We start from the raw sequence: 22748 nt of genomic DNA, 5'->3' as shown, positions 1-22748 counted from the left end.
TTTTCACATCCGTCGTCTGTCGCCTTGGTCAATACGCGACGTAAGGGCCCATGCCGCCGGGAGTCGGCTGCTGCTCGATGGCGGCGTACACATTGCGGCCGTAAAAGAACGGCAAGCCCCAGTCGAAGATCGAAGACGTGACGAACGCCGGTCCCGCCAGAAGCGGCAGCGCCGAATCGCCGCTATACGTCTGAGCGATCGTGGTGGCATTGCCGACGCTGAAAGTCACCGCGCTCGTGGTGCCGTTCACGCCCTGGATCATCGCGCTCAATTGCTCGGTCGACACCGGGCAGTAGTACGAATCGTTCGGGCTCGCGCAGACCGGCAACGCACTGGTCTGAAAGAACAGGCCGGTCGAGCCACTGTCCAGAATACTGCGCGAATACGCGACGCCGTTCTGCACGGTCGTGAAGGTACCATTCGACGGACTCACGCCGATTACCTGCGCGCCGCCCAGCGTATTGTTGGTCTGCGTGCCGATACCGAATATCAGTTGCCCGCTGACCGACTGCGCGCCGCCCGATACCGCCGGCAGGCTCAGCAGCGATCCGTTGTTGTCGGTGGCGAAGTACGGAACCGGATTGGCCACTTGCAACGCTTCAGCGAGCGGAATCGACGTGCATGTCGCGCCGTTGCAGCCGTAGTACGTGCCGGCCAGCGCCTGCTGGACGCAGTTCGCGCCGCAATCGTTCTTGAACACGCCAATGCCGAGAATGCCGTTGGCCTGCAACGCGGCCGGCGTGTTGCGCGCCGCGCCGAAGTTCGCGCAAGCGGCGGGCAGTGTTGCGTAGTTCGGGTCGATCACCTGGATCGGCAGCGACGCGGCTTTTTCGCCGGCGATCTGCAAGTCGGCGAGTTTGACCGGGCCCCACGTGTAGCCGTCGAAAAACTGCATGCATTCGGCGACCAGATGGCCCGACGCGTCTTGCTGTTGCGGCAGCCTCATCGAAGCAGGCAACTGGGACGCGAACAGGCGCACGCCCCACGACCCGGTATCGACCAGCACGTGATCGATGGTTTGACATTGCGTCGTGCCCGGCGCGCAGATGGTGAGGCTCACGAACGGCATGTTCGGCACATCGCTCACGCCGGAATCGACCGTCACGCGCACCGCGTTTGCAGCCAGCGTTTGCGACAGCGGCGAGGTGTTGGCCACTGACGGACCGGACGAGGTGCTGGTCGAGCCGTTAGTGCCGGCCGCGCTGCCTGAGCCGCTGGAGCCACCGCCCCCGCCGCCGCAAGCACTCACGAGCAACGCGAGCAATTCCGCGCACAGCAAAGTTTTGAACGAAGACGTAAGGCGCATGGTCCGCTCCGTTATTGAATGACGCCGACATCGACGCCCGCCGGCACCGCTTGCGGCAGGTACGCATGGCCGGAGAACGCGCGCAGATGCCCACCGGAGTACACGACCAGGTCGCTGCTGGAAACCGCGAGCGGCGTACCGTGGCGCGTCGTGGCGGCGACGACGTACGCGTCGAAGAAAGTCCCGAGCATGGATTTCAGATCCGGCAGCGTCGGCCCTTCCCACGCGACGCCGAACACGACGCCGTTGCGCGCGACGTACTCGCGCACCAGCGTGCCGGACGGCAGCGTCATCAGGTGTACCGAGTACGCGCTTTGCGTAGTGGCCGTGCGGGCCACCGCGTGCAAATGGGATTGATCGCCGTCGACGGTGCTGACGTTCTGGCCCAGCGTCGCATGCGCGCCAAACGACAGCACACAGCCTGCCCCGAGCATTGCGCGAGCAATGCGGGAATAGAGCATCGGTTTCAAGTGAGTTCCTTCGAGGTGAAACGCTCGTGACCTGGCATCGAGCCGATCACGAACGGAAAACTAGGGGCGCACGCTTGGCCGGTGGTGCCGTGCTGCATTCACACTGGCTGGGCTGCGTGAATGCGTCTACGGAGTGACGGCGCGAAACTTTAGGCGTGGCGGCAACGCGCGCCAATCGTTTGCGCAGAGATTTAAACCTTTGCTCCGCGCGGCGTCGTTTATGCCGGTTTGATATTTCGGGACCAGATCACGAAGGGGCGGCGCTTGAGCGCGCATGTTTGCGTCGCGGCTCGTTTAAAGCGAACAATGAAACGCGCGGCCGAAGGTCGACGCAGAAAAAAAATTGATGCGCGCAGCGTTGTGCGGCGAATGTAAGCGAACACTGAAAAGATCGAACAAAATGCCGCTTTTTGTCCGACAATACAAGGCCTTAAAAGGGTTTTTGTATGACCAGATAACCGATGCGTCGGCCGTGATTTCCAGAACAAAAAAATGCCGCGGATAACTCGAAGGTCATCTGCGGCATCGGTGATTCGAACGTGACGCGTCAGCGTTCAACGCATCAACGTTCGTTACTTTTTCTGCTGCTGCAAAAGCGATTTAAGCTCCTGCACGTTTTCTTCTACGCGTTTTGCGATCACCGCGTACGACTCGGCTTGCGTCTGATACGCGGCTTGCGCCAGTTGCTGCATATCGGCAAGCGACTTGTGCAGACTTTGCTGGATCAACTCGGCAGCTTTGCCCGAAGGCGCGGCGCCGCCGGCTGACAACTGCCCCGTCAGCGACTGCAATTCGCCCAAGGTCGAGCGCAACATGTCGGCCTGTTTCTGCGCAAGCGACTGCATCCCCTGGAAAGCAGTCTGATTCGCCTGAACCAGTGCTTCCACGTCCTTGCGTCGCGCTTCCATGATGGCGGGTACGTCAAAGCCGGGGAGCTTGAACTGCTCCAGCATTTTGGTGAAATCGCCAAACGGATTGGCGGCGTCAGGTCGGTCCATGCGAAATCCTCCTTAACGGTTGAATACTCGCCGGCGGTGCATCGCCGCGTTATGTCTGCGTGACGCATGCACTGGCGGCGTGGCGTGTGCCGTGCGTCCGTCGGACCGGGCGGGTTCTGGGGTCGGACGGCACATCGTCCAATCATGCGCCATCCGGAAACAATGCGCCAGCGGGCACACCCTGGCTCACGCGGCGCCGTCGACAGACATGGCCGGCCACCGTCCGCGCAACATGGAAGGCGCGGTAAGTTACACGGCGGCTTCAGTAACCCTACGAATTGGCATGTCGATTATCGTTGCTCATGTGCCGGCGCACTGTAGCGCCGGCCTTGTCTCGATGGGAGCGAGTTCATGAAAAAATCAATCTTGAGCGCGGCGCTGAGCGCCGTTCTGACTCTGGCCGCGACGGCGGCGTTTGCCCAGGAAGCGCCACCGCCCGCGGCCGCTCGGTCGCACGGCGAGCCGCAGCACGGCGACGGGCCGCCGCCGCTTGGCCGGATGGGTCCGATGGGCCCCGGCTTCGCCGTGATCAACGACCTGGAACAGTTGCGCCGCCTTTACGCCATGAGCGGACATGAAGGTGAAATCATCGCCGTGTATCACGACGTGTTGAACAAAACGCAAGATCCGATGCTGCGTCATTACGTGTACGACTCGCTGGCTCGCGAGCAGTTGAAGCCCGCGAATCCCGACCAGGCAATCGCGACGCTGCGCACCAGTCTGTCGGAGGACCTCGCCGCTGCGAACAAGGCTGCGCGCGGCGCGCCAGGCGGGATGCCGCCGCCGGCTCAGGCGCAGTAATCCGCGCGACGGCGTCGTGATGCAAATCTCGCTGTGACGCCGCGCATGAACGATTTGATCGGTTTAAGGCGCGCTTCGCCGCTGCGTCGCTCCCTAGCTGAGTGATCGCTCGACAGGCAAGCCAGTGCGTGTCAGGCGCGGCCGCTTTTCCGCCCGACGATTGGAAGCGCTCCCGTCTGGACCTGGTCTAACCATTCAGCATCCTGCGTTAGCTTTCCCACATTGCCGCTTCACTGACCACTTCTCATCGTCCGTCAGGTGATTAGGATATGAGCACCGCAACACTCGTGCTCTGGTGAAGAATGCGCTACCCGCTGAACATGGCCCTTGCCGCCGTTCTACTGGTTTTTGTCCTTGGTTGCATCATCAAGCTTGCCTTGAGCTGATGGCCGAATAAGCACGGCGTCACACTCGCCGTTGGACGACCCCACGCCACTTGCTGGCGCGGCCGATCCTCATCCGCACATCCTCCCTTTCCCGCCACGTCCGCTGACTTCGCTGACTTCCACGACACGCGAAAGCCTCACGCGACACCGCTTCGCGCCGTGACATAGGACGAAATAATTGTTGAATGGAGTTCGCGAAGTCACGCGCCCATACTTCGTTTCGCTGCCGGTGCGTAAGAAACAAAACGCATGAGATCAAGGGTGCTTCACGTGCGAGACGTTCGCCGATGATCAACGATCCTACGGTTGCCCGATCATCGAGAGAACGTTCGAACATTCCGGCACCGCGTGCCGACGACAGGATCAACAATGTTGCCTACTTCAATGAAATTCCTCAGAAAAAATGCCGCCCGTCTGGCCTGCGTGGCGATGGTCTGCTGCAGCGCACTGCTGACCGGTTGCGCCGGCGGCAGCATCAAGGATGCAAGCGCGGCGAGCACGCCGGTCCAGGTGCGCCCGGACAACATCTATGTCTACACCTTCGACGCCAATCCGGACCAGGTCAAACTGGACGGCGGCATGATGCAGAAACTGAAGACGCAGCTCGAAGGTTCGTCCGCCGCGCAAAAGCAGGCCGCCGATGCCGCCGAAGTCCGCGAGCAGGTCGCCGACGAAATCGTGCATCAATTGCAGTCGATGGGTCTGCGTGCGATCCGCTCCGACATCCCCGCGCCCGCCGACCAGAATGTGCTGCTCGTGCAAGGCAGCTTCAATACGATCGACTCGGGCAATCGCCGTCGCCGCCTGTTGATCGGTCTCGGTGCGGGCAAGAGCCAGGTAAGCAGTTCGGTGCAGATTCTGTATAAGCCCGCCGGCGGCGCGCCGCGTCTGGTGCAGACCTTCACCGCCAACGCCGACAGCGGCAAGGCGCCGGGCATGGTCGAGACTGCGGGCGTGGGCGCGGCGGCCGGCAGTATCGCGACCTCGGCGGCAGTCGGTGGCGGTCTGCATGCCGTATCCGAAAAGAAACGCGCCGGCGTGTCAGCGGACGCGAAGCGCCTCGCCGATGCGGTGGCCAAGCAGATTGGCGAGATCGGCGTAAGCGGTGGCTGGCTCTCGACGGAGCACGTCAAAGGCTGATAACCCGTCGCCGGTTCGTTGAATCGCAGCGGTCGTGAACGGCCTGAACAACGCGCGGCAGAGTCGGAATTCGATCCGACTCTGCCGTTTGCTTTCAGGGCTTCGTATAACGCAGCCATACCGCACCGTGTTCCTTCTGCTCAACGGACGTGAGCTTCAGATACGCGGGCGCTTGCCACTTCTCCATTGCCACTTCGAACGAGGATGGATGTTCGCTGCGGCCATCCACTAGCGGCAAAATCAGCACGCTCACTTCGTCGACGAGACCCGCGTTCACGAACGCGCCGCTCACATGCGAACCGCCCTCCACGATCAGCTTTTTCATACCGAGTTCACGCGCGAGCGTTTGCACGACCTTGCCGAGATCGAGTTCGGTCTTGCCGCCGAATATGTACGACACGCCGATCGATTGCAGGTAAGCGAGGTAGTCGTCGGCAACCTGTTCGGTCAGCACTTCGACCACGTGCGACTTGAGCGCGGTGTTGCTCTTCCACGCCACGCGGCCCTGCGGATCGATTGAAATCGCGTACTGATCCGCTTTGCGTTCGACGAAGTGATCGGTGCGCGGCACGGCGCCCTTGGCGAGCCCTTTCGGATAATCCGTGCCGTGCGCAATTTCCTGCATGGTGACGCGTCCGCAGATCCAGCCGTCGGCTTCAAAAGTGGCTGCCGTGCTTTCGTACAGGTCCGAGGCGTAGTCGAGATGCCAGCCGTCCGTCAGGCTGCGGCCGTCGAGCGAGGACATCATGTGAGCGACGATATAAGGGTTCATGCGTCAAGCCTCCGTGTCAGGTCAATGAAGAAACCTTGCAGCAAGGGCTGTTCCGCAACCGCGTTGATTCCGTTTGGGCAGGGTGCGTGACCTCGGTCGCGCGGCAAGCGGGCGATCCATCGGTGACCCTGCAAGGCAAGCCGCAGCGAATGCGCAACGCGACGTGACGCCGTGTGGCTAACGGCAAGCGGCAAGCGGCAAGCGGCAAGCGGCAAGCGGCAAGCGGCTCAATATAGGCCGCCGTGATGCGGCGCAGGTCGCGCATCGGCCATGGCACGCAGCGACTCCAGTCCGCGTTTGATCCAGCTTTTCACCGTGCCGACCGGGGCATCGAGCGTATGCGCGATCTCCGATTGCGACTGACCCCGGAAATAGGCGAGCGCGATCGCCTGACGCTGAACCGGCGCCAACCGGCCGAGATAGGAGGACAGACGCTCGGCATCCAGCGCGAACTCCTGCCAGACGTTCACGTCGGCGTCGCTCGCGGCAATGCGTTCGTCCAGCTCGTCAACATATACGCCGGAGTACGGATTGCGCCGCAAATAATCGAGCGCCTGATTCTTCACGATGGTCGACATCCACGTGGACGGCGAAGCCTTGCCCGGGTCGTATGAACCGGCAAAGCGCCAGATCTTGACGAAGCCTTCCTGCACGACTTCTTCGGCCGATTCGCTGGTGCGGGTGACGCGCACCGCAAGGCCGAACAGCGACGGCGCCGACGCCCGGTACAGCGCCTCAAACGCGCCGGCCTCGTGCCTCGAAACACGCTCGAGGAGCGCCGCGAGATACGCGCTCTTCTGATCCAGTGCGGACGCGCTGATGGTCGCGTCGGTCGAAGCATCATGTGACATTGCACATCCTCCGGGACGGCGCGCGCGCGTTATTCCTGACCGGCCTGCGGCGACTGCGATCCGGCAAACCAGCCTTCTTCCCGCGCGACACGCTCAAGCGCCGCCTCGACCATCGCGCAAGCCCGATTGCTGACGTCGCCCAGATAGCGGTGCAGCGCGGCGTCCTGCGCCGAGCGCGACGTGCACGCGTCGCTGTAGCGCTCGAACGCCGACAGCTTCATGACCAGTTCCGCGAGGTGACGCGGACATTCGCACGCGATAGTCGAAGAACGGCTCGCAATCACTTCCAGTTCGCGATCGTCGTAGCGACGGCGCACGCGCGACCACACGGCGTCGTCGCCGATGCGTTCCTGCATGCGGACGCGTTCGCACAGGTCGCCGAGCATCTGACGGAATTCCGTGCGGCTGTCGGGCTCGCGATAAAGACGCACACCCGCCACGCGCAGAATCTCCGCCGCCGGACCGGTGCCGAAGCTGTAGACGACCGCGATCGCTTTCGCGCGAACCGCGTCGCCGAGCGCGACGACCTGCGACGCGACGTCCTCTTGCAGGGAGTCGACGCTGACCAGCAAGGCGTCGACGGGCGCGCCGCGCTCGGCGCTCGTGCCGCCACTGGCCGCGGCGATGGAGAGATCGGCAAACGTAAGCAGTTCGTTCACGCCATAGGGCCGCAAATCGACGCCCGACGCCCGAAAACGCTGCGCAAGGCCGCCGCCCACGAGGGCGAGCCTGAGATCGACGGACTCGACCAGCGGCAGGTCGGTTGCGCCGCCGCTCTCGCGTCCGCTGCGCGCAGCCAGAAACTGCAATTGCTCGCGGTCGAGCCGCGCGATCGCGCCGATCGCGTGGCCGCGGCTCACCAGCAGTTTGATCAGACTGAGTCGCCGGACGTCGTCTTCCGTGTACAGACGCTGGCCTGACGCGGTTTTGGCAGGCCCGACCACGCCGTAACGGCGTTCCCAGATCCGCAAGGTCGTAACCGGCATTTTGGCCAGACGCGCTGCTTCGCCGCTTCTGTAGCCCTGTTGAGTCGGTTGCTGCTCGTCAGACGAAGTCATCATGAAACCCTAAGTGAGCCTATGTTCGTTTCAAGCATAGTTCATTTCAGGTGCTTCGAAACGATTTATCGACTCATTATCCCACGCTGAAACGGTATTTTTGATGCACCGTGATTTTTAACGGCTACACCGCACGCTAGCCTGGAGACGGAATGAAATGTGCCGCCTGACCCGCCGCATAAAGCGGCGGCGCAGGCGGCACAATTTTCGCAACAGACCCGACGCGCCAACTCAGTCGCTTAAGCGACCTTATAGCGCTCCAGCCAATGAGCGTAAGGCGCCGGCAACGTCCACGACGGACGCTCGATGCCGAGCTTTTTCGCCGCATGATACGGCCAGTGCGGATCGGCCAGATGCGCGCGGCCGACCATCACCAGATCCAGTTGACCGTCCTTCACCGAACGGTCCGCCAGTTCCGGCGTGTCGATACCCCATGCCGACGAAACCGGAATCCCGGCCTCGCGGCGCACCCGCTCGGCGATCGGCGCGAGAAACGCCGGCGCCCACGGAATCGCCGCCGTCGGCGTGGAAAAGCCGACACTGACGCTCAGCATATCCAGTCCTTCGCGCTTGAAATTCCTCGCCAGTTCGATCGATTCGGCAAGGGTTTCCTCGTCGCGGCCGTCGTATTCGATCACGCCGAAACGCGCCGTCAACGGCAGATGCTCCGGCCACACCTTGCGCACCGCCGCCAGCGTTTCGAGCAGGAAGCGGCTGCGGTTCTCCAGGCTGCCGCCGTAGGCGTCGTCGCGCTGGTTGGAATGCGTCGAGAAGAAGCTCTGGCCCAGATAGCCGTGCGCGAAATGCAGTTCAAGCCATTCGAAGCCCGCGTCACGCGCACGCTTCGCGGCCGCGACGAAGTCTTCGCGAACGCGGGCGATGTCGTCGAGCGTCATGGCTTTCGGCACCTTCGGCAGACCGCCGCCGAATGCGATTGCCGACGGCGCGATGGTTTGCCAGCCGCGGCTGTCGTCGTCGGCGATATGGTCGTCGCCTTCCCACGGACGGTTGGCGCTGGCTTTGCGCCCCGCGTGGCCGATCTGGATGCCGGGCACCGAGCCCGCGGCCTTGATCGAGGCCACCACCGGCGCGAAAGCCTGCGCCTGCTCGTCCGTCCAGATGCCGGCGCAGCCCGGCGTGATGCGGCCTTCAGGCGATACGGCCGTTGCCTCGACGATCACCAGGCCCGCGCCGCCGCGCGCCAGGCCGGCCAGATGGATGCGGTGCCAGTCGTTGATCAGGCCGTCTTCGGCGGTGTACTGGCACATCGGCGGAATGGCGATCCGGTTGCGCAGGGAAACGTCTTTGAGCTTGTAGGGCTGGAACAATGCGGACATCAGGCTAAACTCCTCTGGACTTGCTTGTACGGTATTTCGATAAACATCGAATAACTAAGTATCGCAGAAACCTTTATCATTTGCAGCATGCGCACTTATAACCACCCCGCCGCCGAGGATTTCGCCCTCGGGCGGCTCTTTCATGCACTCAGCGACCCGGTCCGCCTCGCGATCGTGCGGCGCCTCGCGTCGGTCGACGAGGCCACCTGCGGCGAACTCGACGGCGGCCGCCCGAAGTCGAGCGTGTCCCATCACTTCCGGATCCTGCGTGAAGCGGGTCTCGTGCGCACGCGCGTGGCCGGCACCGTGCATCAGAATTCGCTGCGGCGCGCGGAACTGGACGCCCGGTTTCCGGGCTTGATGGAGGCGATTCTCAAGCAGATCGTCGCAGAACCGGTGGAGAGCGAACCGGCTTGACGTCACGGCGCGGCGTCGCGCGCGCGATGATCCGCCGCTTCTATTCCCGCCAAAGCTTTCGCATCAGCGCGAGCAACGCCGTCGGGGCCGTGCCTTTTTGACAATATCCGTCGAAATTGTGACGTGCCTTGCCGGTTTCCTTCACGTGATCCTCATCGAGCGACGTGAACGCGACAATGCCCAGACTCTGCGTCGGCAGATAGCTGCGTAGCGCGCTCGCGGTTTCATAGCCGTCGCGCTCCGGCATCATGATGTCGAGCACCACCACGTCGGGCACCCAGTCCCGCACGCAGCGCAGCGCCTGCTCGCAGCCGTCGGCGGCGCGAGCTTCGACGCCTTCGTAGGAGAGATAGGTGGCGAGCGCTTCGGCGGCGCCGACGTTGTCGTCGACAACCAGTACGCGCGGCAATTCGTGCAATACCCGGATCTCACGGGCGCTCCATCTTTGGCAAGTAGCGGGGGTTCGGGACATAGGCGTGACCGCTTGCGATAGAAACATCAGCGGACAGCAAACGGCATACCAACGGCCGGGGAAGCAGCGTCACGAAATCGGGGACGTTGCCTCGACCGTATCCCGCGCCGCTTCGTCACGTGCTGCGCATGCGTGCCTGAGCGACACCCCGAAGCCCAGCCACAACACCAGCGAACCGGTCGACACCGCACCGAGCGCGATAAACGCGGCGGGATAACCGAAACGGTGCGCGAGAATTCCGCCCAACGCCGGACTCAAGGCCGCGCCGGCGCCCTGCACCGTCATCACGACGCCCTGGCCGACGTTCACGCGCCCGCTGCCTTCCAGCAGACGCACCACCAGCGCCGGCACCGCGACGCTCTGCAGACCCGCGCCGATGCCGTCGAGCGCTTGCACCGGCCACACGCCCCACGCGTGAATCACCGACGCGGCGATCAGCCCGCGCAGCGGCAGCGCGAGGAAAGTCAGCAGGATCACCCACCAGTAGCCGCGCCAGCGAATCAGCCGGTTCGCCAGCATGGCGGCCGCGACCATCACGAGTTGCGCGATGACGATGGTCTGCGCGGTGAACGCGCTCGGCTCGCCTTGATGCGCGGCGACGATCGCGAGCCCGTAGAGCGGCAGCATCGCCGCGTTGCCCAGGTGGAACAAGCCTAGCGCGGCGGCGAGCAGGAGCAACGGGCGGGATTGCAACAACACTCGCAAGCCGCTCGCCGGCGGTTCGCCAATGGCGGCCGATGCGCCGGCGTTCGTGTCGGCACCGGCGCCTCGCGCCGCCTCGTGATCGATCGCATCGCCCGGAATCGATGCCACGGCGACGATCGACAGCAAGCCGAACAACGCGCCCAGGACGAACACCGCGCCGAATCCGTAGCGCCAGCCAAGCCAGCCGGACAGCGCCGCCGCCACGACATTGCCGCCATGATTGGCGACCTGATTGCGGCCGAACTGCCGGTCGAAACCTTGCTGCCTGACCATGCCGAGCGTCATGCCCGCCAAGGCGGGGCCGATCGCCGCGCCGGTGATCGCGGTCGCCACCTGCGACGCCGCCACCATCCAGTAGCCGTGCGAGATCCACAGCAGGCCCGACGCCAGCATCGTCATCAAGCCGGCGATCACGACCAGAGTGCGCTTATGCCGTGTCGCGTCGACCAGCGCCCCGGCCGGCGACGTCGCCAGCATGCCCGCGATGCCGCCGATCGTCATGACCGTGCCGATCTGATCGGCGCCCCAGCCGCGCGCCTGCAGGAACACGCCGAGAAACGGTCCGATGCCCGCTTGCACATCGGCCACGAAGAAGTTCAGCGCCTCGAGCGCGCGCCGGGGTGTCACGATGCACTCTGCGCGGTTGACCGCCGGCGCGCGTCGCGCGGCGAATAGTTCGGGCGTATCGGCTTCAACATGCGGACGACCTCACTGGCAAAGCGTGCCGGGATGGCGGCCAGCCAAAGGCAACTCGTATGCCATCGGCCCGCGAACGCCGCGTGTGCGTGCCGGCGCTCCACGACGCCGCACAGCGCTGTCCGGTTCATGGACAGCGACTGTCCAACGGCGCAACCGCAAGCGCACGTCCGGCCGGCCTGCAATCCGGCCGGGCGGCTACCGTCCGCGCGAGCACCACGGGCCGGAATTTTGCTACTGTCTAGCTCCTGTCCTTCTCCGCGCACTTCATGGCCGCTGCTCCCCGACGTTTATCGTTCGCCAGTCAGCTGATCGTTTTCTGGCTGCTGGTTGCAGTGATGTGTGCCGCCCTGATCGGGATCGTGTGGTTCATGGCGCAAGCGAACCTCGGACGGCAGATCGGCGTCGCCCGTCAACAGGGGCTGGCCGGCTGCGAGACGATCGGATCGCGCTACGACCTGTCCGTCGACCGGGCGGCGGAGCCGGCCGCCACGCAGCCGGCGCCGTCCAACGTGCCGAACACCGACCTGATGCACGCGATCCTCGACATCGTGCTCGCGCAAATGGACGGCGTGGAAGGCGGCTTCTGGCGCCCGCAAGGCGCGCCGCGCGGCAGCTTCGACGCATATGCGTTTCCGACCTATCAGGGCAGCGGCATCAAACGCGACATCCCCGATGCCGAGACGCCCTTGATCCTGCGCACCTTGCGCGCGGCATCCACCACGCATACGGCGGCATCCGAATTCGTCGAAGGCCAGCAGGACGCCGTGATCGTCACCGCCTGTCCGGTGCCGCATCGGGATGGTTTGTTCGCATGGACCCTTTCGCGCGTGCATCCACCGCTCGGGCCGGCGGGCAAGGCGCTCGTGACCACGCTCGCGGTGCTGCTCGCGGTGATCGTCGGTATTGCGATCGCGCTCGGCGTTCTGTTGCGACGCTGGCGCGCCAATCTGGCGCGTATTGAGGCCGGCCTGAGCCGGCCCGCCGACCTGTTCACACCGATCGCACCAACCGGCGAGCCCGACCTCGACAAGATCGTCCACGCGTTCAACGCCTACGGCGCGCGCGCCACCTCCTTGCAGCAGCAGGCCGGCGAACTGCATGCGCAGCTCGCGGCCGCGGAACGGTTCGCGGCGATCGGCCGGTTCTCCGCGCAAATGGCGCACGAAATCCGCAACCCCATCGGCGCGATGCGGCTCAAGGCGGAAAACGCCCTGAACGGCGACGTCGAGCGCAAGCAGCGCGCGCTCGGCGCGATCCTCGAACAGATTCAGCGGGTGGAGCGGCAGCTTTCGGGTCTGCTGGCGCTGACGCAACCCGTGCGTGTCGACGCCCACGCCGTCGACTTACGCGGTTGGCTGGCCGGGCGCGTGGAATGGCATCACGACGCAGCCGCACGGGCCGGTGTCGCGCTCGCGTTGGAGTGCGCCGAAGGGCTTCCCGCCCAGGCATCCTTCGACGCGGAGCAAATGGCGCGCGCCATCGATAATCTGCTGCTCAACGCTCTACGTCATACGCCATCCGGCGGCAACGTCACGTTGCACGCGGCACGGCACGCCGAAACGCTGCGAATCGAAGTGACCGACGACGGACCCGGCGTGCCGCACGCCGAGCGCGAGCGCATTTTCGAACCGTTCGTGACCGGCCACGCTGCCGGTTCGGGCCTTGGCCTCGCCGTAGTACGGGAAATCGCCGCCGCGCATGGCGGGCGAGCCTTTTATGAAGCGCGCGAGCGCGGTGCCTGTTTTGTGATCGAGATCCCATGGCGCACATCCTGATCGTCGACGACGACGACGCCTTTCGCGAAAGCCTCGCCGAAACGCTCGGCGACCTGGGCCATGTGATCGAACAGGCCAGCACAGGCGAGCAAGCGCTCGCACAGCTTGCCGGCGACGCCCGCATCGATTGCATGTTTCTCGACATCAGGATGCCGGACCTGAGCGGCATCGACGTGCTCGAGCGTCTGCGCGCGATGCCGGCGCGCGCGGCGCTGCCCGTGGTCGTGCTGACCGCCTTCGCCACCAGCGACAACACCATTCACGCCATGCGGCTCGGCGCTTTCGAGCACCTGACCAAGCCGGTCGGGCGCGATGCGATTGCGTCCCTGCTGCGCAAGATCGAAGCGTCCAATCGCGGCGCGGCGAATCCGGCGCTGCCGGCGTCGAACGAAGACGTCAGCGACGGCACGCCACGCCTGCTCGGCAACAGCGAGGCACTGCGCGACGCGCAAAAGCAGATCGGCCGCGCCGCCGCCACGGATTCGACTGTCCTGATCACGGGCGAAACCGGCACCGGCAAGGAGGTCGCGGCGCGCGTCCTGCACGACGCCTCACGGCGCCGCCATGCGCCCTTCGTCGCGATCAACTGCGCGGCGATTCCCGCTGACCTTCTGGAGAGCGAACTATTCGGCCATGCGCGCGGCGCCTTCACCGGCGCGGTGACGCAACGCGCCGGGCGCATCGCCGAGGCGAACGGCGGCACGCTGTTTCTCGACGAAATCGGCGACCTGCCGTTGCCCATGCAAGCCAAGCTGCTACGCGTGATTCAGGAGCGCACGCTGACGCCGGTCGGCAGCAACACGAGTGTGCCAATCGACGTGAGGATCGTGGCCGCAACGCACCGCGATCTCGCGGAGGAAGTAATAGCGCGCACGTTCCGCGAGGATCTGTTCTACCGGCTCAACGTGATTCCGATTCATCTGCCGCCGTTGCGCGATCGCCCCGATGACATTCTCCCGCTGGCCGCGCACTTTCTCATCGCCGCCGCCAACCTGGCCGGTCCCGTGCGGACCCTGAGCGCCGATGCCGAACGACGCCTGCTCGCGCACACATGGCCGGGCAACGTACGCGAGTTGAAGAACGCAATGGAACGGGTCGCGGCACTCGCCCGCGGCCCGCTCGTGACCGCCGACGATCTGGCTTTTCTCACTGCGCCGCGTGCCGCCGCGAGCGGGATTCCCGCCGCGCTGCTCGATCTGCCGCTACAGCAGTCGATCGAATGGCTGGAGCGCGCGGCGATCGAACGCGCGCTGCAACAGACCGGCGGCAATCGTGCGGAAGCCGCGCGCCGCCTCGGCATCAGTCGTCAATCGCTCTATACGAAGATCGCCGCGTACAAGCTGGGTTGATGCGCTTGCCGGTGTCCATTCGGCTGACACCCCGCCTCCAGCCAGCCGACAGCCTGAACCGGACGCTGTGGCGCAAAGCCTTACGCGACAGCACATAGCGGCATGGCATGGTGGTTGCAAAGACTCCTGCACGACATTGCTGTCGAAGGAGTCTGACCATGAACCGTTTCAACCCGATCGCCCGCGCGGCGTCCGTGCTCGCCGTGATCGCCACGACGGCGGCTTGCGCGGCACAACCCGTGCCGCCGCCACAGCCAGGCGCGCCACTGCCGCCGCCCGCGCCCAGCGCCAACGCTCCGCTGCCGCCACCCTTCGCCGAAGCTCCGCGCGACGGCGCTCCCGCGACTGTGAGCGGCGTGCTTCAGCGTTTTGTGATCAACCCGGAAGGCGATGTCGACGGCATGCTGCTCGCCGACAACACGCTTGTTCGCTTCCCTCCGCATATCGGCACTCAAGTGGCCGCCGCCTTCGCGCCGGGCGCGACGGTCAACGTGAACGGCTTCGCGCAGCCCGGCGGAACGCTGCGCGCCCGCCAGATCGCCGACGCGAACAACGGCCGCAGCGTTGTCGATCAACCGCCGCCGGCCGACGCCCAACGTCCGCCGAAGCTGCTCGCCGGCGTCGGACTCGTCAAGCTCGATGCAACCGGGCGCGTGCTGCGCGTCACCAGCGCGCCGCGCGGCGAACCCGACGGCGTGCTGCTCACCGACGGCACGGTGATCAAGCTGACGCCGCCCGCGGCCGCGCGCTTCGCCACCCTGCTGCAACCGGGCGCGACGATCGCGGCGCAAGGCTACGGCACGCGCAATCGCTATGGAGAATCGCTGCAGGCCACCGCTTTCGGCACGCCCGGCAATCTCACGGTGATTTACGACGTCCCGCCCAGGTAATCCCGACTCATCACTCGAACAAAGGAGTTTCACCATGCATTGGATCGACCCCGCCTGCCTGCCCGAAACGCGCGGCAAAGTCGTGCTGTTCCTGCTCAATCCGCACGGCGACGCGGACGGCTTCATTCTTCAGCACGCCGACGGCACGCAGCAGCAGGTGCATTTCCCGCCTCATCTGGGCAAACAGATCGCGCGTCACATCGCGCCCGGCGACACCGTACGCGTGCGCGGCGTGAAACCGCGCGGCGCCGAACTGATCGCCGCCGTCTCGCTGACGAGCCGGCAAGGCGTCGAGATCGTCGACGACGGTCCACACGCGCACGAACATGGTCCGAAACATGAACACGGCCCCGAGCGCCACGACGAGCCGATGGACGTGCAAGGCGAAGTCGTCATGCCGCTCTACGGACCGAAAGGAGAACTGCGCGGCGCGCTGCTGGAAGACGGCACGTCACTGCGTATGCCGCCGCATGCCGCCGCCGAACTCATTGCGTATCTGACGCCGGGCGTTCACGTGCAGGCTTGGGGCCGTGGTGTGAAAAACCGGCTGGGTTGCACGGTCGATGTACACGACATCGCCGAACTGGTCGACGAGGAAATCGCGTCGGACGCCTGAGCGCATGTCAAGTGGCGACCAACGACGCCGGTCGCCACGCACGTTCACACCGCTCACGCTTCACGGATGGTTGTACATCGCATTCCAATCCGCGCTGGGAACCGGCGCGCGCCCCGCCTCCGACGAACCACCCGCGGCGCCACCGAAACCGCTCGCCGCATGCCGCGCCGCCACCCGTGCTTCGGCGGCCTGAATATCGGCCGGATAGTTCGGATCCTCCCCGCGGCCCGGGTTATAGCCGGCCTGTTCGAGTTCGAGCAACTCGGCACGCACCTGCGCACGGGTCACAGGCGAGTTCGATTGAGCAAACACCGCAACCGGCGCTGCAAGGACAGCGGCAACCACAACGGCTTGAATAAGGGACTTCATGACGACGACCTCCACACTTCGCTTTGTTCTGCTACGAACAGCCCTGTTCGTAATTCAGTGACGACAGTCTAGAAAGGTCGGTGCTCGAGAATAAGGGCCGTGCGTGGAGAGGATTGTTCTCGAATGTGGATAAAGCGTGACTGGGGCGCCCTATCTCGAAGCGGAGGTCGGCACGCAGGCGCTACCGGCGCGGGAAAAGACACAGATGCGTCTTCACATGGAGATTCGGATTTCCGCAGCGGTGGCCGGCGTAGTCGATCTGCTCGCCTGGTGCCAGGTCCGTCGGCGCGTTGTGCGCGGACGCTCGCGGCTTGACGGCAACCGTCGGCTCGCCACCGCCGCTCGCACATCCCGCAAGGCTTGTGGCAAGGATCGCCGTCAAGGCGGATTTTTGCAGTAACGCGCGCATGTCGCCGCCTCGTCGTTCTTGGAGAAAGATGCGTCATCCTGCTCCGCGAAGCTCGCTGCCAGCATCACGCCAATATGACAAAAATCTCATGCGGACAGCCGTGCAATCGCCGTTTCGTCGCTACCTTGGCTCCTGACATTTTTCTCATGTTTCGGTCACGATTGCACACCACCGGCGCTTCACACTGAGCTCACGAATCGCCAAACGGCGGTCGTCACTCAGGAGATTTCACCATGAACGCTGCAAAACTCTTCACCCTGTCAGTCGCCGCCCTGACGATATTCGGCACGGCCTCGCAGCTTGCGCAGGCGCAAGGCAAGACTCGCGCGGAGGTGAAACAGGAACTGGTTCACGCGCAACACACCGGCGTGATTCCGTCCAGCAAGACGCAATACCCGCCAGACGCCAATACGATTGCCCGCAACAAGCAGACACACGCCATTGCGTTGCATGGCGGTGAAAAGTCGCCCGCTCTGGACCAGCATGACAAGCTCGCCGCGAAGTAACGGCACGTGCCGCCGGGAGAAGATGCCCGGCGGCGTGCGTATGCCGGTTGCCGATGCACGGCGCGCCCTCACGCTTCGCGCACGGCGTCGCGTGCCGGGCGCGCCGCCACGCCGCGAGGTGATCAACCGTGGTTGGGAAAGCGCAGCCAGAAACGGGTGCGAACATGCGGCCGGATTTCGAAGCCGCACTGTCCTCCGTGGCTCTTCATGATCGACTTCACGATGGCAAGACCCAGCCCTGTGCCCGATGCCGAACCGTGCCGCGAAGGGTCCACACGATAGAACCGCTCGAATATGCGTTCGAGATGGCGAGCTTCGATTCCCGCTCCCGAGTCCGACACGCTCAGCGTGGTCGCGTCCGGCTCCTCCTTGCAGTCGATGGTAATAGTGGTCCCTTGCGGCGCCTGCACGAGCGCGTTCGACAGCAGGTTGCTGAGCGCGCGTTGAAAGAGCAGCAGATCGGCACGCACCGTGCCCGCGCCCGTCACCTTGATCTTGACGTGCACGTCTTCGGCCACGGTCTCGTAGTAGCCGGCGACGCGTTCGACCTCCGCGACCGCGTCGAGTGAACGCAAGGACAGCAGCGTGTCGGCCTGATCGGAACGCGCGAGGAAAAGCATGTCTTCGATCATGCGCGACAGCCGCTGATACTCGTCCACGCTGGATTCGATCACGTCCCGGTAATCTTCCGCGCTTCGACGTTGTGACAATGCCACCTGAGCCGCGGCGAGCAGATTGGTGAGCGGCGTGCGCATATCGTGCGCCAGATTGGCGGAGAACTGGCTCAGCCGGGTGAACGATTCGTCGAGCCGCGCCAGCATGCCGTTAAAGGCCTGCTCCAGTTCCTTCAACTCGCCCGACACGTGCAACTCCGGCAGCGGCTGCGCGAGGCCGCTCGTCGACATCGCCTCTGCCCGGGCCACCAGCCTGCGCAGCGGGAGCAGACCCAGCATGGCGATGCCGTAGGCGAACGCGGCGGCCAGCAGCACACCCAACACTTCAATGACCAGCGCGGTGTACGCGTATGCGTTCAACAGAGCCTGATCACTGGTTCGATCGTATTGAACGACGACGCGCATTTGCGGTCCGATGCCGTCGTTGAGCGGCGCGCTCTCCAGCAGATATCGAAGATTCGAACCGGCGCGCGTGAGCGCCACGCGAGCACGCTGCAGCCCGCTTGCGGAGAGCGGCGCATACGGCTTGAACCCCGCCGTGCTCAGCAGGCGCTGGCCGGCTGCATCGTAAATGGCCAACGCCATGTGCGGATGCCCATGCAGGTGGTCAGTCAACGTCTGCGCATCGCCCGTAATGCCCTTCACAGTCGGAATCCCCGCCAGATGCGTGCGTAACGCCGCCATCGTGCCGGACATCTGCTCGATCGAGTTCGACTCGAGGCGGCCGCGCAGCGCCTGATAGAGCGCAAGCCCGCTCAGCGCGAGGATCGCCGACGTGGACAGGATGATGAGAACCGTGAGCCTTGCACGCAGCGTACGTGGCACCACGCGCCTGATCAATTGCCGCCGCCCCGGTTTTCCAGCACATAGCCCATGCCTCTCACGGTGTGGATGAGCTTGGGTTCGTAGGCGTCGTCGATCTTGGAGCGCAGCCGCCTGATTGCCGAATCGACCACGTTCGTGTCGCTATTGAAGTTCATGTCCCACACTTGCGACGCGATCGTTGCGCGCGGCAGGATTTCCCCTTCCTTGCGCATGAGCAGCCACAGCAGTGTGAATTCCTTGGCGGTGAGCAGAATCACGTCGCTTTGCCGGGTGGCCTTGCGCCGCGTCAGATCCAGCTTGAGATCCGCGACCTTCAGTAACGCGGATTCGCGCGGCTTGCCGCGCCGCAGGATAGACCTCACGCGCGCGACCAGTTCGACGAAGTCGAACGGCTTCGCAAGGTAGTCGTCGGCGCCGAGTTCCAGTCCCTTGACGCGGTCTCCCACGTCGTCGCGCGCAGTGAGAAACAGCACCGCCGTGCACCGTGTGCGGCGCAGGTTTTGCAGCAGCGTCCAACCGTCCTGTCCGGGCAACATGACGTCGAGGATCAGCAGGTCGTAGTCTTCCGTCTCCGCCTGATGCTGTCCCGTCACACCGTCTTGCGCCCAATCGACAACGTAGCCCGCCTCCGACAAGCCCTTTCGCAAATAGGCGCCGGTCTTCGGCTCGTCTTCCACCAGCAGAATCCGCATTTGCCGCTACCTCGAAAAAATGCCCAGCCGCCGCAGCAGCTGAGCAACCGACGTTTTCGCCAGCCAGCCCGATGCAGCGACGCGCCATGACGACGAATGAGCCGACCGGTACAGCACGGGCAAGACCAGCAATGTCAAGGCCGTGGACGACAGGATGCCGCCGATGACCACCGTTGCCAACGGACGCTGCACCTCCGAGCCCGTGCCGGTTGCGAACGCCATTGGCAAAAAGCCGAGCGACGCGACGAGTGCTGTCATGAGCACGGGCCGCAGCCGTGTCAAGGCGCCCTCCTGGACGGCCGCGTCCAGCGCCGTGCCTTCATCGCGCAGGTTCCGGATGAAGGAAATCATGACGAGCCCGTTAAGGACTGCGACACCCGACAGCGCGATAAACCCCACCGCAGCGGTGATGGACAGCGGAATGCCCCGCAGCCAGAGCGACAGCACGCCGCCGCTCAGTGCGAATGGAATGCCCGTGAAGACTAGCAAGCCATCCTTAGCATTATTAAACATAATGAACAGCAGAACAAACACCATGAAGAGCGAAAGCGGCACCACCAGCTTTAGGCGCTCGCTCGCGCTTTGCAACTGCTCGAACTGTCCGCCCCACGACAGCCAGTAACCGGAAGGCACCTGGACGTCCTGACGGATCTGCTCGCGCGCGTCCGCCACGAACGAGCCGACATCGCGCCCACGGACATTCGCGCTCACCACCACACGCCGCTTGCCATCTTCGCGGCTGATCTGGTTGGGACCAGGCGCGACATCGACCGTGGCCAGTTCGGCGAGCGGCACATACGGCGCCTGCGCGAGCGGCACGCTGCCGCCCGCCGGCGCGGCGGACGGCAACGCGATCGGCAGGCGCTTGATCGCTTCGATGTCCGAGCGAAGTTCGTCCGGCAAGCGCACGACAATATCGAAACGCCGGTCGCCCTGAAACAGCGTGCCGGTTTTCTGACCGCCCACCGCGGCCGCGACCGTGTCCTGAATGTCGCCTACCGTGACGCCATAGCGCGCCAGCTTGTCTCGGTCCACGTTGATGGTGAGAACCGGCAAGCCGCTGGTTTGTTCGATCTTGACCTCCGCGGCGCCCGGCACTTTCTGCAAGGCCGCCGCGATCTTCTCGCCTGTGTCGCCGAGCACCGCCATGTCGTCACCGAAGAGTTTTACCGCGACATCGCTGCGCACGCCAGAGATCAATTCGTTGAAACGGAGTTGAATCGGCTGGGAAAATTCATAACTGTTCCCCGGCAATTCGGCAAGAACGGCTTCGATCTCCGCAACGAGTGTGTCGCGCGACTTGTTCGGGTCCGGCCATTTGTGGGTCGGATTGAGCATGATGTAGCCGTCGGAGAGATTGGGCGGCATCGGATCCGCCGCGATTTCCGCTGTCCCTGTACGGGCAAAGACGCGCTCGATTTCCGGAAACCGTTGCTTCAACGTTTTCTCAATAGATTTTTGCATGTCGACCGATTGGGACAGACTCGTACCCGGAATACGCAATGCAGCGACGGCCAGGTCGCCCTCGTTCAGACTCGGGATGAACTCGCTGCCCAGGCGCGCCGCGAGGCCGATACTCAGCGTGACGATCAGGAACGCGCCCGCCAGCACGCGTTTCGGGCGCGCCAGGCAAGCGCTGAGCAACGGCTCATAGACGCGCCTCGCCCAACCCATCAAGCCGTTTTCCTTTTCTTCGACGCGCTTGCCGATAAACAACGCCACCGCGGCGGGGATGAAGGTGACCGTCAACAGCATCGCGGCGGCCAGCGCCATCACGACCGTCACCGCCATCGGGTGAAACATCTTCGCCTCGACGCCGGTGAGCGCGAAGATCGGCAGATAGACCACCATGATGATCAGTTGACCGAATATCAGCGCGCGCCGCGCTTCCTGCGACGCGCCGAAGACTTCGGCGAAACGCTCCTCGCGGCTCAGCGGCCGGCCGGCGAGCGCCTGCGCGTGTGCCAGCCGCCTCACGCAGTTTTCGACAATCACAACCGCGCCGTCGACGATGATCCCGAAGTCGAGTGCGCCCAGACTCATGAGGTTCGCGCTCACCTTCGCATTGACCATGCCGGTGAAGGTCATCAGCATCGACAGCGGAATGACGAGCGCCGTGATCAGCGCCGCGCGCAGGTTGCCGAGAAAGAGGAACAGCACGACGATCACGAGCACCGCGCCTTCGAGCAGGTTCTTCTTCACTGTCTGCACGGCCTTTTCAACCAGCACGGTGCGGTCGTACACGGGAATCGCGCGCACGCCTCGCGGCAAGCTGCGGTTGACGTCCTCCATCTTGACGGAGACCGCCTTGGCGACGGTGCGGCTGTTCTCGCCGATCAGCATGAACACCGTGCCGAGCACGACCTCTTCGCCGTTCGAGGTCGCGGCGCCCGTGCGCAATTCACGGCCGATATCCACCTGTCCGACGTCCTTGATGCGAACCGGCACGCCGCCGACGTTGGTGATCACAACATTGGCGATGTCGTCGACCGAGCGAGCCTGACCGGGCACCCGCACGAGATACTGCTCGCCACGTTTTTCGATATAGCCTGCGCCGACGTTGGCGTTGTTACGGTCGATCGCGCGCACCACGTCCGCGAGCGTCAGGCCGTGAGACATGAGCTTGGCGGGATTCGGCGCGACCCGGAACTCCTTGACGTAGCCGCCGATGGAATTCACCTCGGTGACACCTGGAACATTGCGCAGTTGCGGCTTGACGACCCAGTCCTGAAGCTCGCGCAGATCCACCGGCGTATAGCGGGTGCCGTCGGGCTTGACGGCCGACGCGTCGGCTTCCACCGTCCAAAGGTAGATTTCGCCGAGACCCGTGGAGGTCGATCCCATCGCCGGCGTCGCGCCGGGCGGCAGCTTGTCTCTGGCTTCCTGAATCCGTTCGTTGACGAGCTGACGCGCGAAATAGATGTCGGTACCGTCCTTGAAGATCACCGTGACCTGAGACAGGCCGTAGCGGGAGATGGAGCGCGTCTGCGCCAGATTCGGAAGACCGGCCATCGCGGTCTCCACCGGATACGTGATGCGTTGCTCGGCTTCGAGCGGCGAATAGCCCGGCGCCGCGGTGTTGATCTGCACCTGAACGTTGGTGATGTCGGGCACGGCGTCGATGGGCAGCCTCTGATAGCTGTACACGCCCCATCCCGCGACAGCGGCCATGGCCAGCATGACCAGCCAGCGGTGCGCGATGGCAAAGCGAATCAGTCTTTCGAACATGCG

At 64.3% G+C, this 22748-nt stretch carries 22 protein-coding genes; 9 read left to right on the top strand and 13 right to left on the bottom strand.

Going from position 1 to position 22748, the window contains the following annotated elements; genetic code table 11:
• Positions 1–28 precede the first annotated feature (28 nt).
• The 3 genes from B0G73_RS00855 to B0G73_RS00845 all read right to left on the bottom strand — a co-directional run bounded on the left by B0G73_RS00855 (position 29) and on the right by B0G73_RS00845 (position 2774).
• Complete coding sequence (locus B0G73_RS00855) at positions 29–1306, bottom strand: DUF3443 domain-containing protein (protein ID WP_106277029.1); 1278 nt, start codon at positions 1304–1306, stop codon at positions 29–31.
• Positions 1307–1317: 11 nt separating this feature from the next.
• Positions 1318–1767 carry a DUF2844 domain-containing protein gene (locus tag B0G73_RS00850; RefSeq protein ID WP_106277027.1) on the bottom strand — a complete coding sequence of 150 codons (450 nt, stop codon included), beginning with the start codon at positions 1765–1767 and terminating at the stop codon, positions 1318–1320.
• A 581-nt stretch (positions 1768–2348) separates the two neighbouring features.
• A complete protein-coding gene (locus B0G73_RS00845; protein ID WP_106277025.1) occupies positions 2349–2774 on the bottom strand; it encodes a phasin family protein in 426 nt (141 codons plus the stop codon).
• A gap of 351 nt (positions 2775–3125) precedes the next feature.
• On the opposite strand from B0G73_RS00845, the gene B0G73_RS00840 reads away from it, so the two are divergent.
• Together B0G73_RS00840 and B0G73_RS00835 are read left to right on the top strand one after the other, a co-directional pair.
• The gene (locus tag B0G73_RS00840; RefSeq protein ID WP_106277023.1) at positions 3126–3575 is read left to right on the top strand and encodes a hypothetical protein; all 450 of its coding nucleotides are present in this window, start codon (positions 3126–3128) and stop codon (positions 3573–3575) included.
• A gap of 755 nt (positions 3576–4330) precedes the next feature.
• On the top strand, positions 4331–5101 hold the full coding sequence (locus B0G73_RS00835) for a DUF4410 domain-containing protein (RefSeq protein WP_374956991.1): 771 nt from the start codon (positions 4331–4333) through the stop codon (positions 5099–5101).
• Positions 5102–5195: 94 nt separating this feature from the next.
• Here the strand turns inward: B0G73_RS00835 and B0G73_RS00830 are convergent, their stop codons facing one another.
• The 4 genes from B0G73_RS00830 to B0G73_RS00815 all read right to left on the bottom strand — a co-directional run bounded on the left by B0G73_RS00830 (position 5196) and on the right by B0G73_RS00815 (position 9119).
• The gene (locus tag B0G73_RS00830; RefSeq protein ID WP_106277022.1) at positions 5196–5873 is read right to left on the bottom strand and encodes a dihydrofolate reductase family protein; all 678 of its coding nucleotides are present in this window, start codon (positions 5871–5873) and stop codon (positions 5196–5198) included.
• 227 nt (positions 5874–6100) lie between these two features.
• Complete coding sequence (locus B0G73_RS00825) at positions 6101–6724, bottom strand: RNA polymerase sigma factor (protein ID WP_106277020.1); 624 nt, start codon at positions 6722–6724, stop codon at positions 6101–6103.
• Positions 6725–6753: 29 nt separating this feature from the next.
• The gene (locus tag B0G73_RS00820) at positions 6754–7785 is read right to left on the bottom strand and encodes a MerR family transcriptional regulator (protein WP_106277019.1); all 1032 of its coding nucleotides are present in this window, start codon (positions 7783–7785) and stop codon (positions 6754–6756) included.
• 236 nt (positions 7786–8021) lie between these two features.
• On the bottom strand, positions 8022–9119 hold the full coding sequence (locus B0G73_RS00815) for an NADH:flavin oxidoreductase/NADH oxidase (protein WP_106277017.1): 1098 nt from the start codon (positions 9117–9119) through the stop codon (positions 8022–8024).
• A gap of 87 nt (positions 9120–9206) precedes the next feature.
• Between B0G73_RS00815 and B0G73_RS00810 the strand changes: the two genes are divergently transcribed.
• Positions 9207–9536 carry a helix-turn-helix transcriptional regulator gene (locus tag B0G73_RS00810; protein ID WP_106277015.1) on the top strand — a complete coding sequence of 110 codons (330 nt, stop codon included), beginning with the start codon at positions 9207–9209 and terminating at the stop codon, positions 9534–9536.
• Positions 9537–9576: 40 nt separating this feature from the next.
• On the opposite strand, the gene B0G73_RS00805 is transcribed toward B0G73_RS00810, so the two are convergent.
• Both B0G73_RS00805 and B0G73_RS00800 read right to left on the bottom strand, forming a co-directional pair.
• Positions 9577–10008 (bottom strand): response regulator, encoded by a 432-nt coding sequence (locus B0G73_RS00805; RefSeq protein ID WP_181196471.1) that lies wholly within the window; start codon positions 10006–10008, stop codon positions 9577–9579.
• Between the two features lie 69 nt (positions 10009–10077).
• Positions 10078–11340, bottom strand: a complete 1263-nt coding sequence (locus tag B0G73_RS00800) for an MFS transporter (RefSeq protein WP_106277014.1) — start codon at positions 11338–11340, stop codon at positions 10078–10080.
• 338 nt (positions 11341–11678) lie between these two features.
• On the opposite strand from B0G73_RS00800, the gene B0G73_RS00790 reads away from it, so the two are divergent.
• The 4 genes from B0G73_RS00790 to B0G73_RS40335 all read left to right on the top strand — a co-directional run bounded on the left by B0G73_RS00790 (position 11679) and on the right by B0G73_RS40335 (position 16042).
• Complete coding sequence (locus B0G73_RS00790; RefSeq protein ID WP_106277010.1) at positions 11679–13187, top strand: HAMP domain-containing sensor histidine kinase; 1509 nt, start codon at positions 11679–11681, stop codon at positions 13185–13187.
• Positions 13172–14536, top strand: a complete 1365-nt coding sequence (locus B0G73_RS00785) for a sigma-54 dependent transcriptional regulator (RefSeq protein ID WP_106277009.1) — start codon at positions 13172–13174, stop codon at positions 14534–14536. Before B0G73_RS00790 ends, B0G73_RS00785 begins: the two co-directional genes overlap by 16 nt.
• A gap of 158 nt (positions 14537–14694) precedes the next feature.
• Complete coding sequence (locus tag B0G73_RS00780) at positions 14695–15426, top strand: hypothetical protein (RefSeq protein WP_106277007.1); 732 nt, start codon at positions 14695–14697, stop codon at positions 15424–15426.
• A 34-nt stretch (positions 15427–15460) separates the two neighbouring features.
• Positions 15461–16042 (top strand): hypothetical protein, encoded by a 582-nt coding sequence (locus B0G73_RS40335; protein WP_106277006.1) that lies wholly within the window; start codon positions 15461–15463, stop codon positions 16040–16042.
• 60 nt (positions 16043–16102) lie between these two features.
• Here B0G73_RS40335 and B0G73_RS00770 read toward each other — a convergent pair whose 3' ends face one another.
• Positions 16103–16411, bottom strand: coding sequence for a DUF4148 domain-containing protein (locus B0G73_RS00770; protein ID WP_106277004.1), 309 nt, complete (start codon positions 16409–16411; stop codon positions 16103–16105).
• A 136-nt stretch (positions 16412–16547) separates the two neighbouring features.
• Between B0G73_RS00770 and B0G73_RS40330 the strand changes: the two genes are divergently transcribed.
• Both B0G73_RS40330 and B0G73_RS00760 read left to right on the top strand, forming a co-directional pair.
• Positions 16548–16811, top strand: coding sequence for a hypothetical protein (locus B0G73_RS40330; protein ID WP_181196470.1), 264 nt, complete (start codon positions 16548–16550; stop codon positions 16809–16811).
• 242 nt (positions 16812–17053) lie between these two features.
• Positions 17054–17326, top strand: coding sequence for a DUF4148 domain-containing protein (locus B0G73_RS00760; RefSeq protein ID WP_106277002.1), 273 nt, complete (start codon positions 17054–17056; stop codon positions 17324–17326).
• Positions 17327–17448: 122 nt separating this feature from the next.
• Here B0G73_RS00760 and B0G73_RS00755 read toward each other — a convergent pair whose 3' ends face one another.
• From B0G73_RS00755 to B0G73_RS00745, 3 genes are read right to left on the bottom strand one after another with little or no spacing between them, the layout of a single operon-like run.
• The gene (locus B0G73_RS00755) at positions 17449–18840 is read right to left on the bottom strand and encodes a heavy metal sensor histidine kinase (protein ID WP_106277000.1); all 1392 of its coding nucleotides are present in this window, start codon (positions 18838–18840) and stop codon (positions 17449–17451) included.
• The gene (gene irlR / locus B0G73_RS00750; protein ID WP_106276998.1) at positions 18837–19517 is read right to left on the bottom strand and encodes a heavy metal response regulator transcription factor IrlR; all 681 of its coding nucleotides are present in this window, start codon (positions 19515–19517) and stop codon (positions 18837–18839) included. The genes B0G73_RS00755 and irlR overlap by 4 nt, the downstream gene beginning before the upstream one ends.
• 6 nt (positions 19518–19523) lie before the next feature.
• Entirely contained in the window at positions 19524–22745 is a 3222-nt protein-coding gene (locus B0G73_RS00745; RefSeq protein WP_106276996.1) for an efflux RND transporter permease subunit, read from the bottom strand.
• Between the last annotated feature and the right edge of the window lie 3 nt (positions 22746–22748).

Origin of the sequence: Paraburkholderia sp. BL25I1N1 (assembly GCF_003002025.1) — a bacterium.
Taxonomy (GTDB): Bacteria; Pseudomonadota; Gammaproteobacteria; order Burkholderiales; family Burkholderiaceae; genus Paraburkholderia.
Note: the sequence above shows the minus strand (reverse complement) of the source record. Positions and strands in the feature narration are given on the sequence as shown.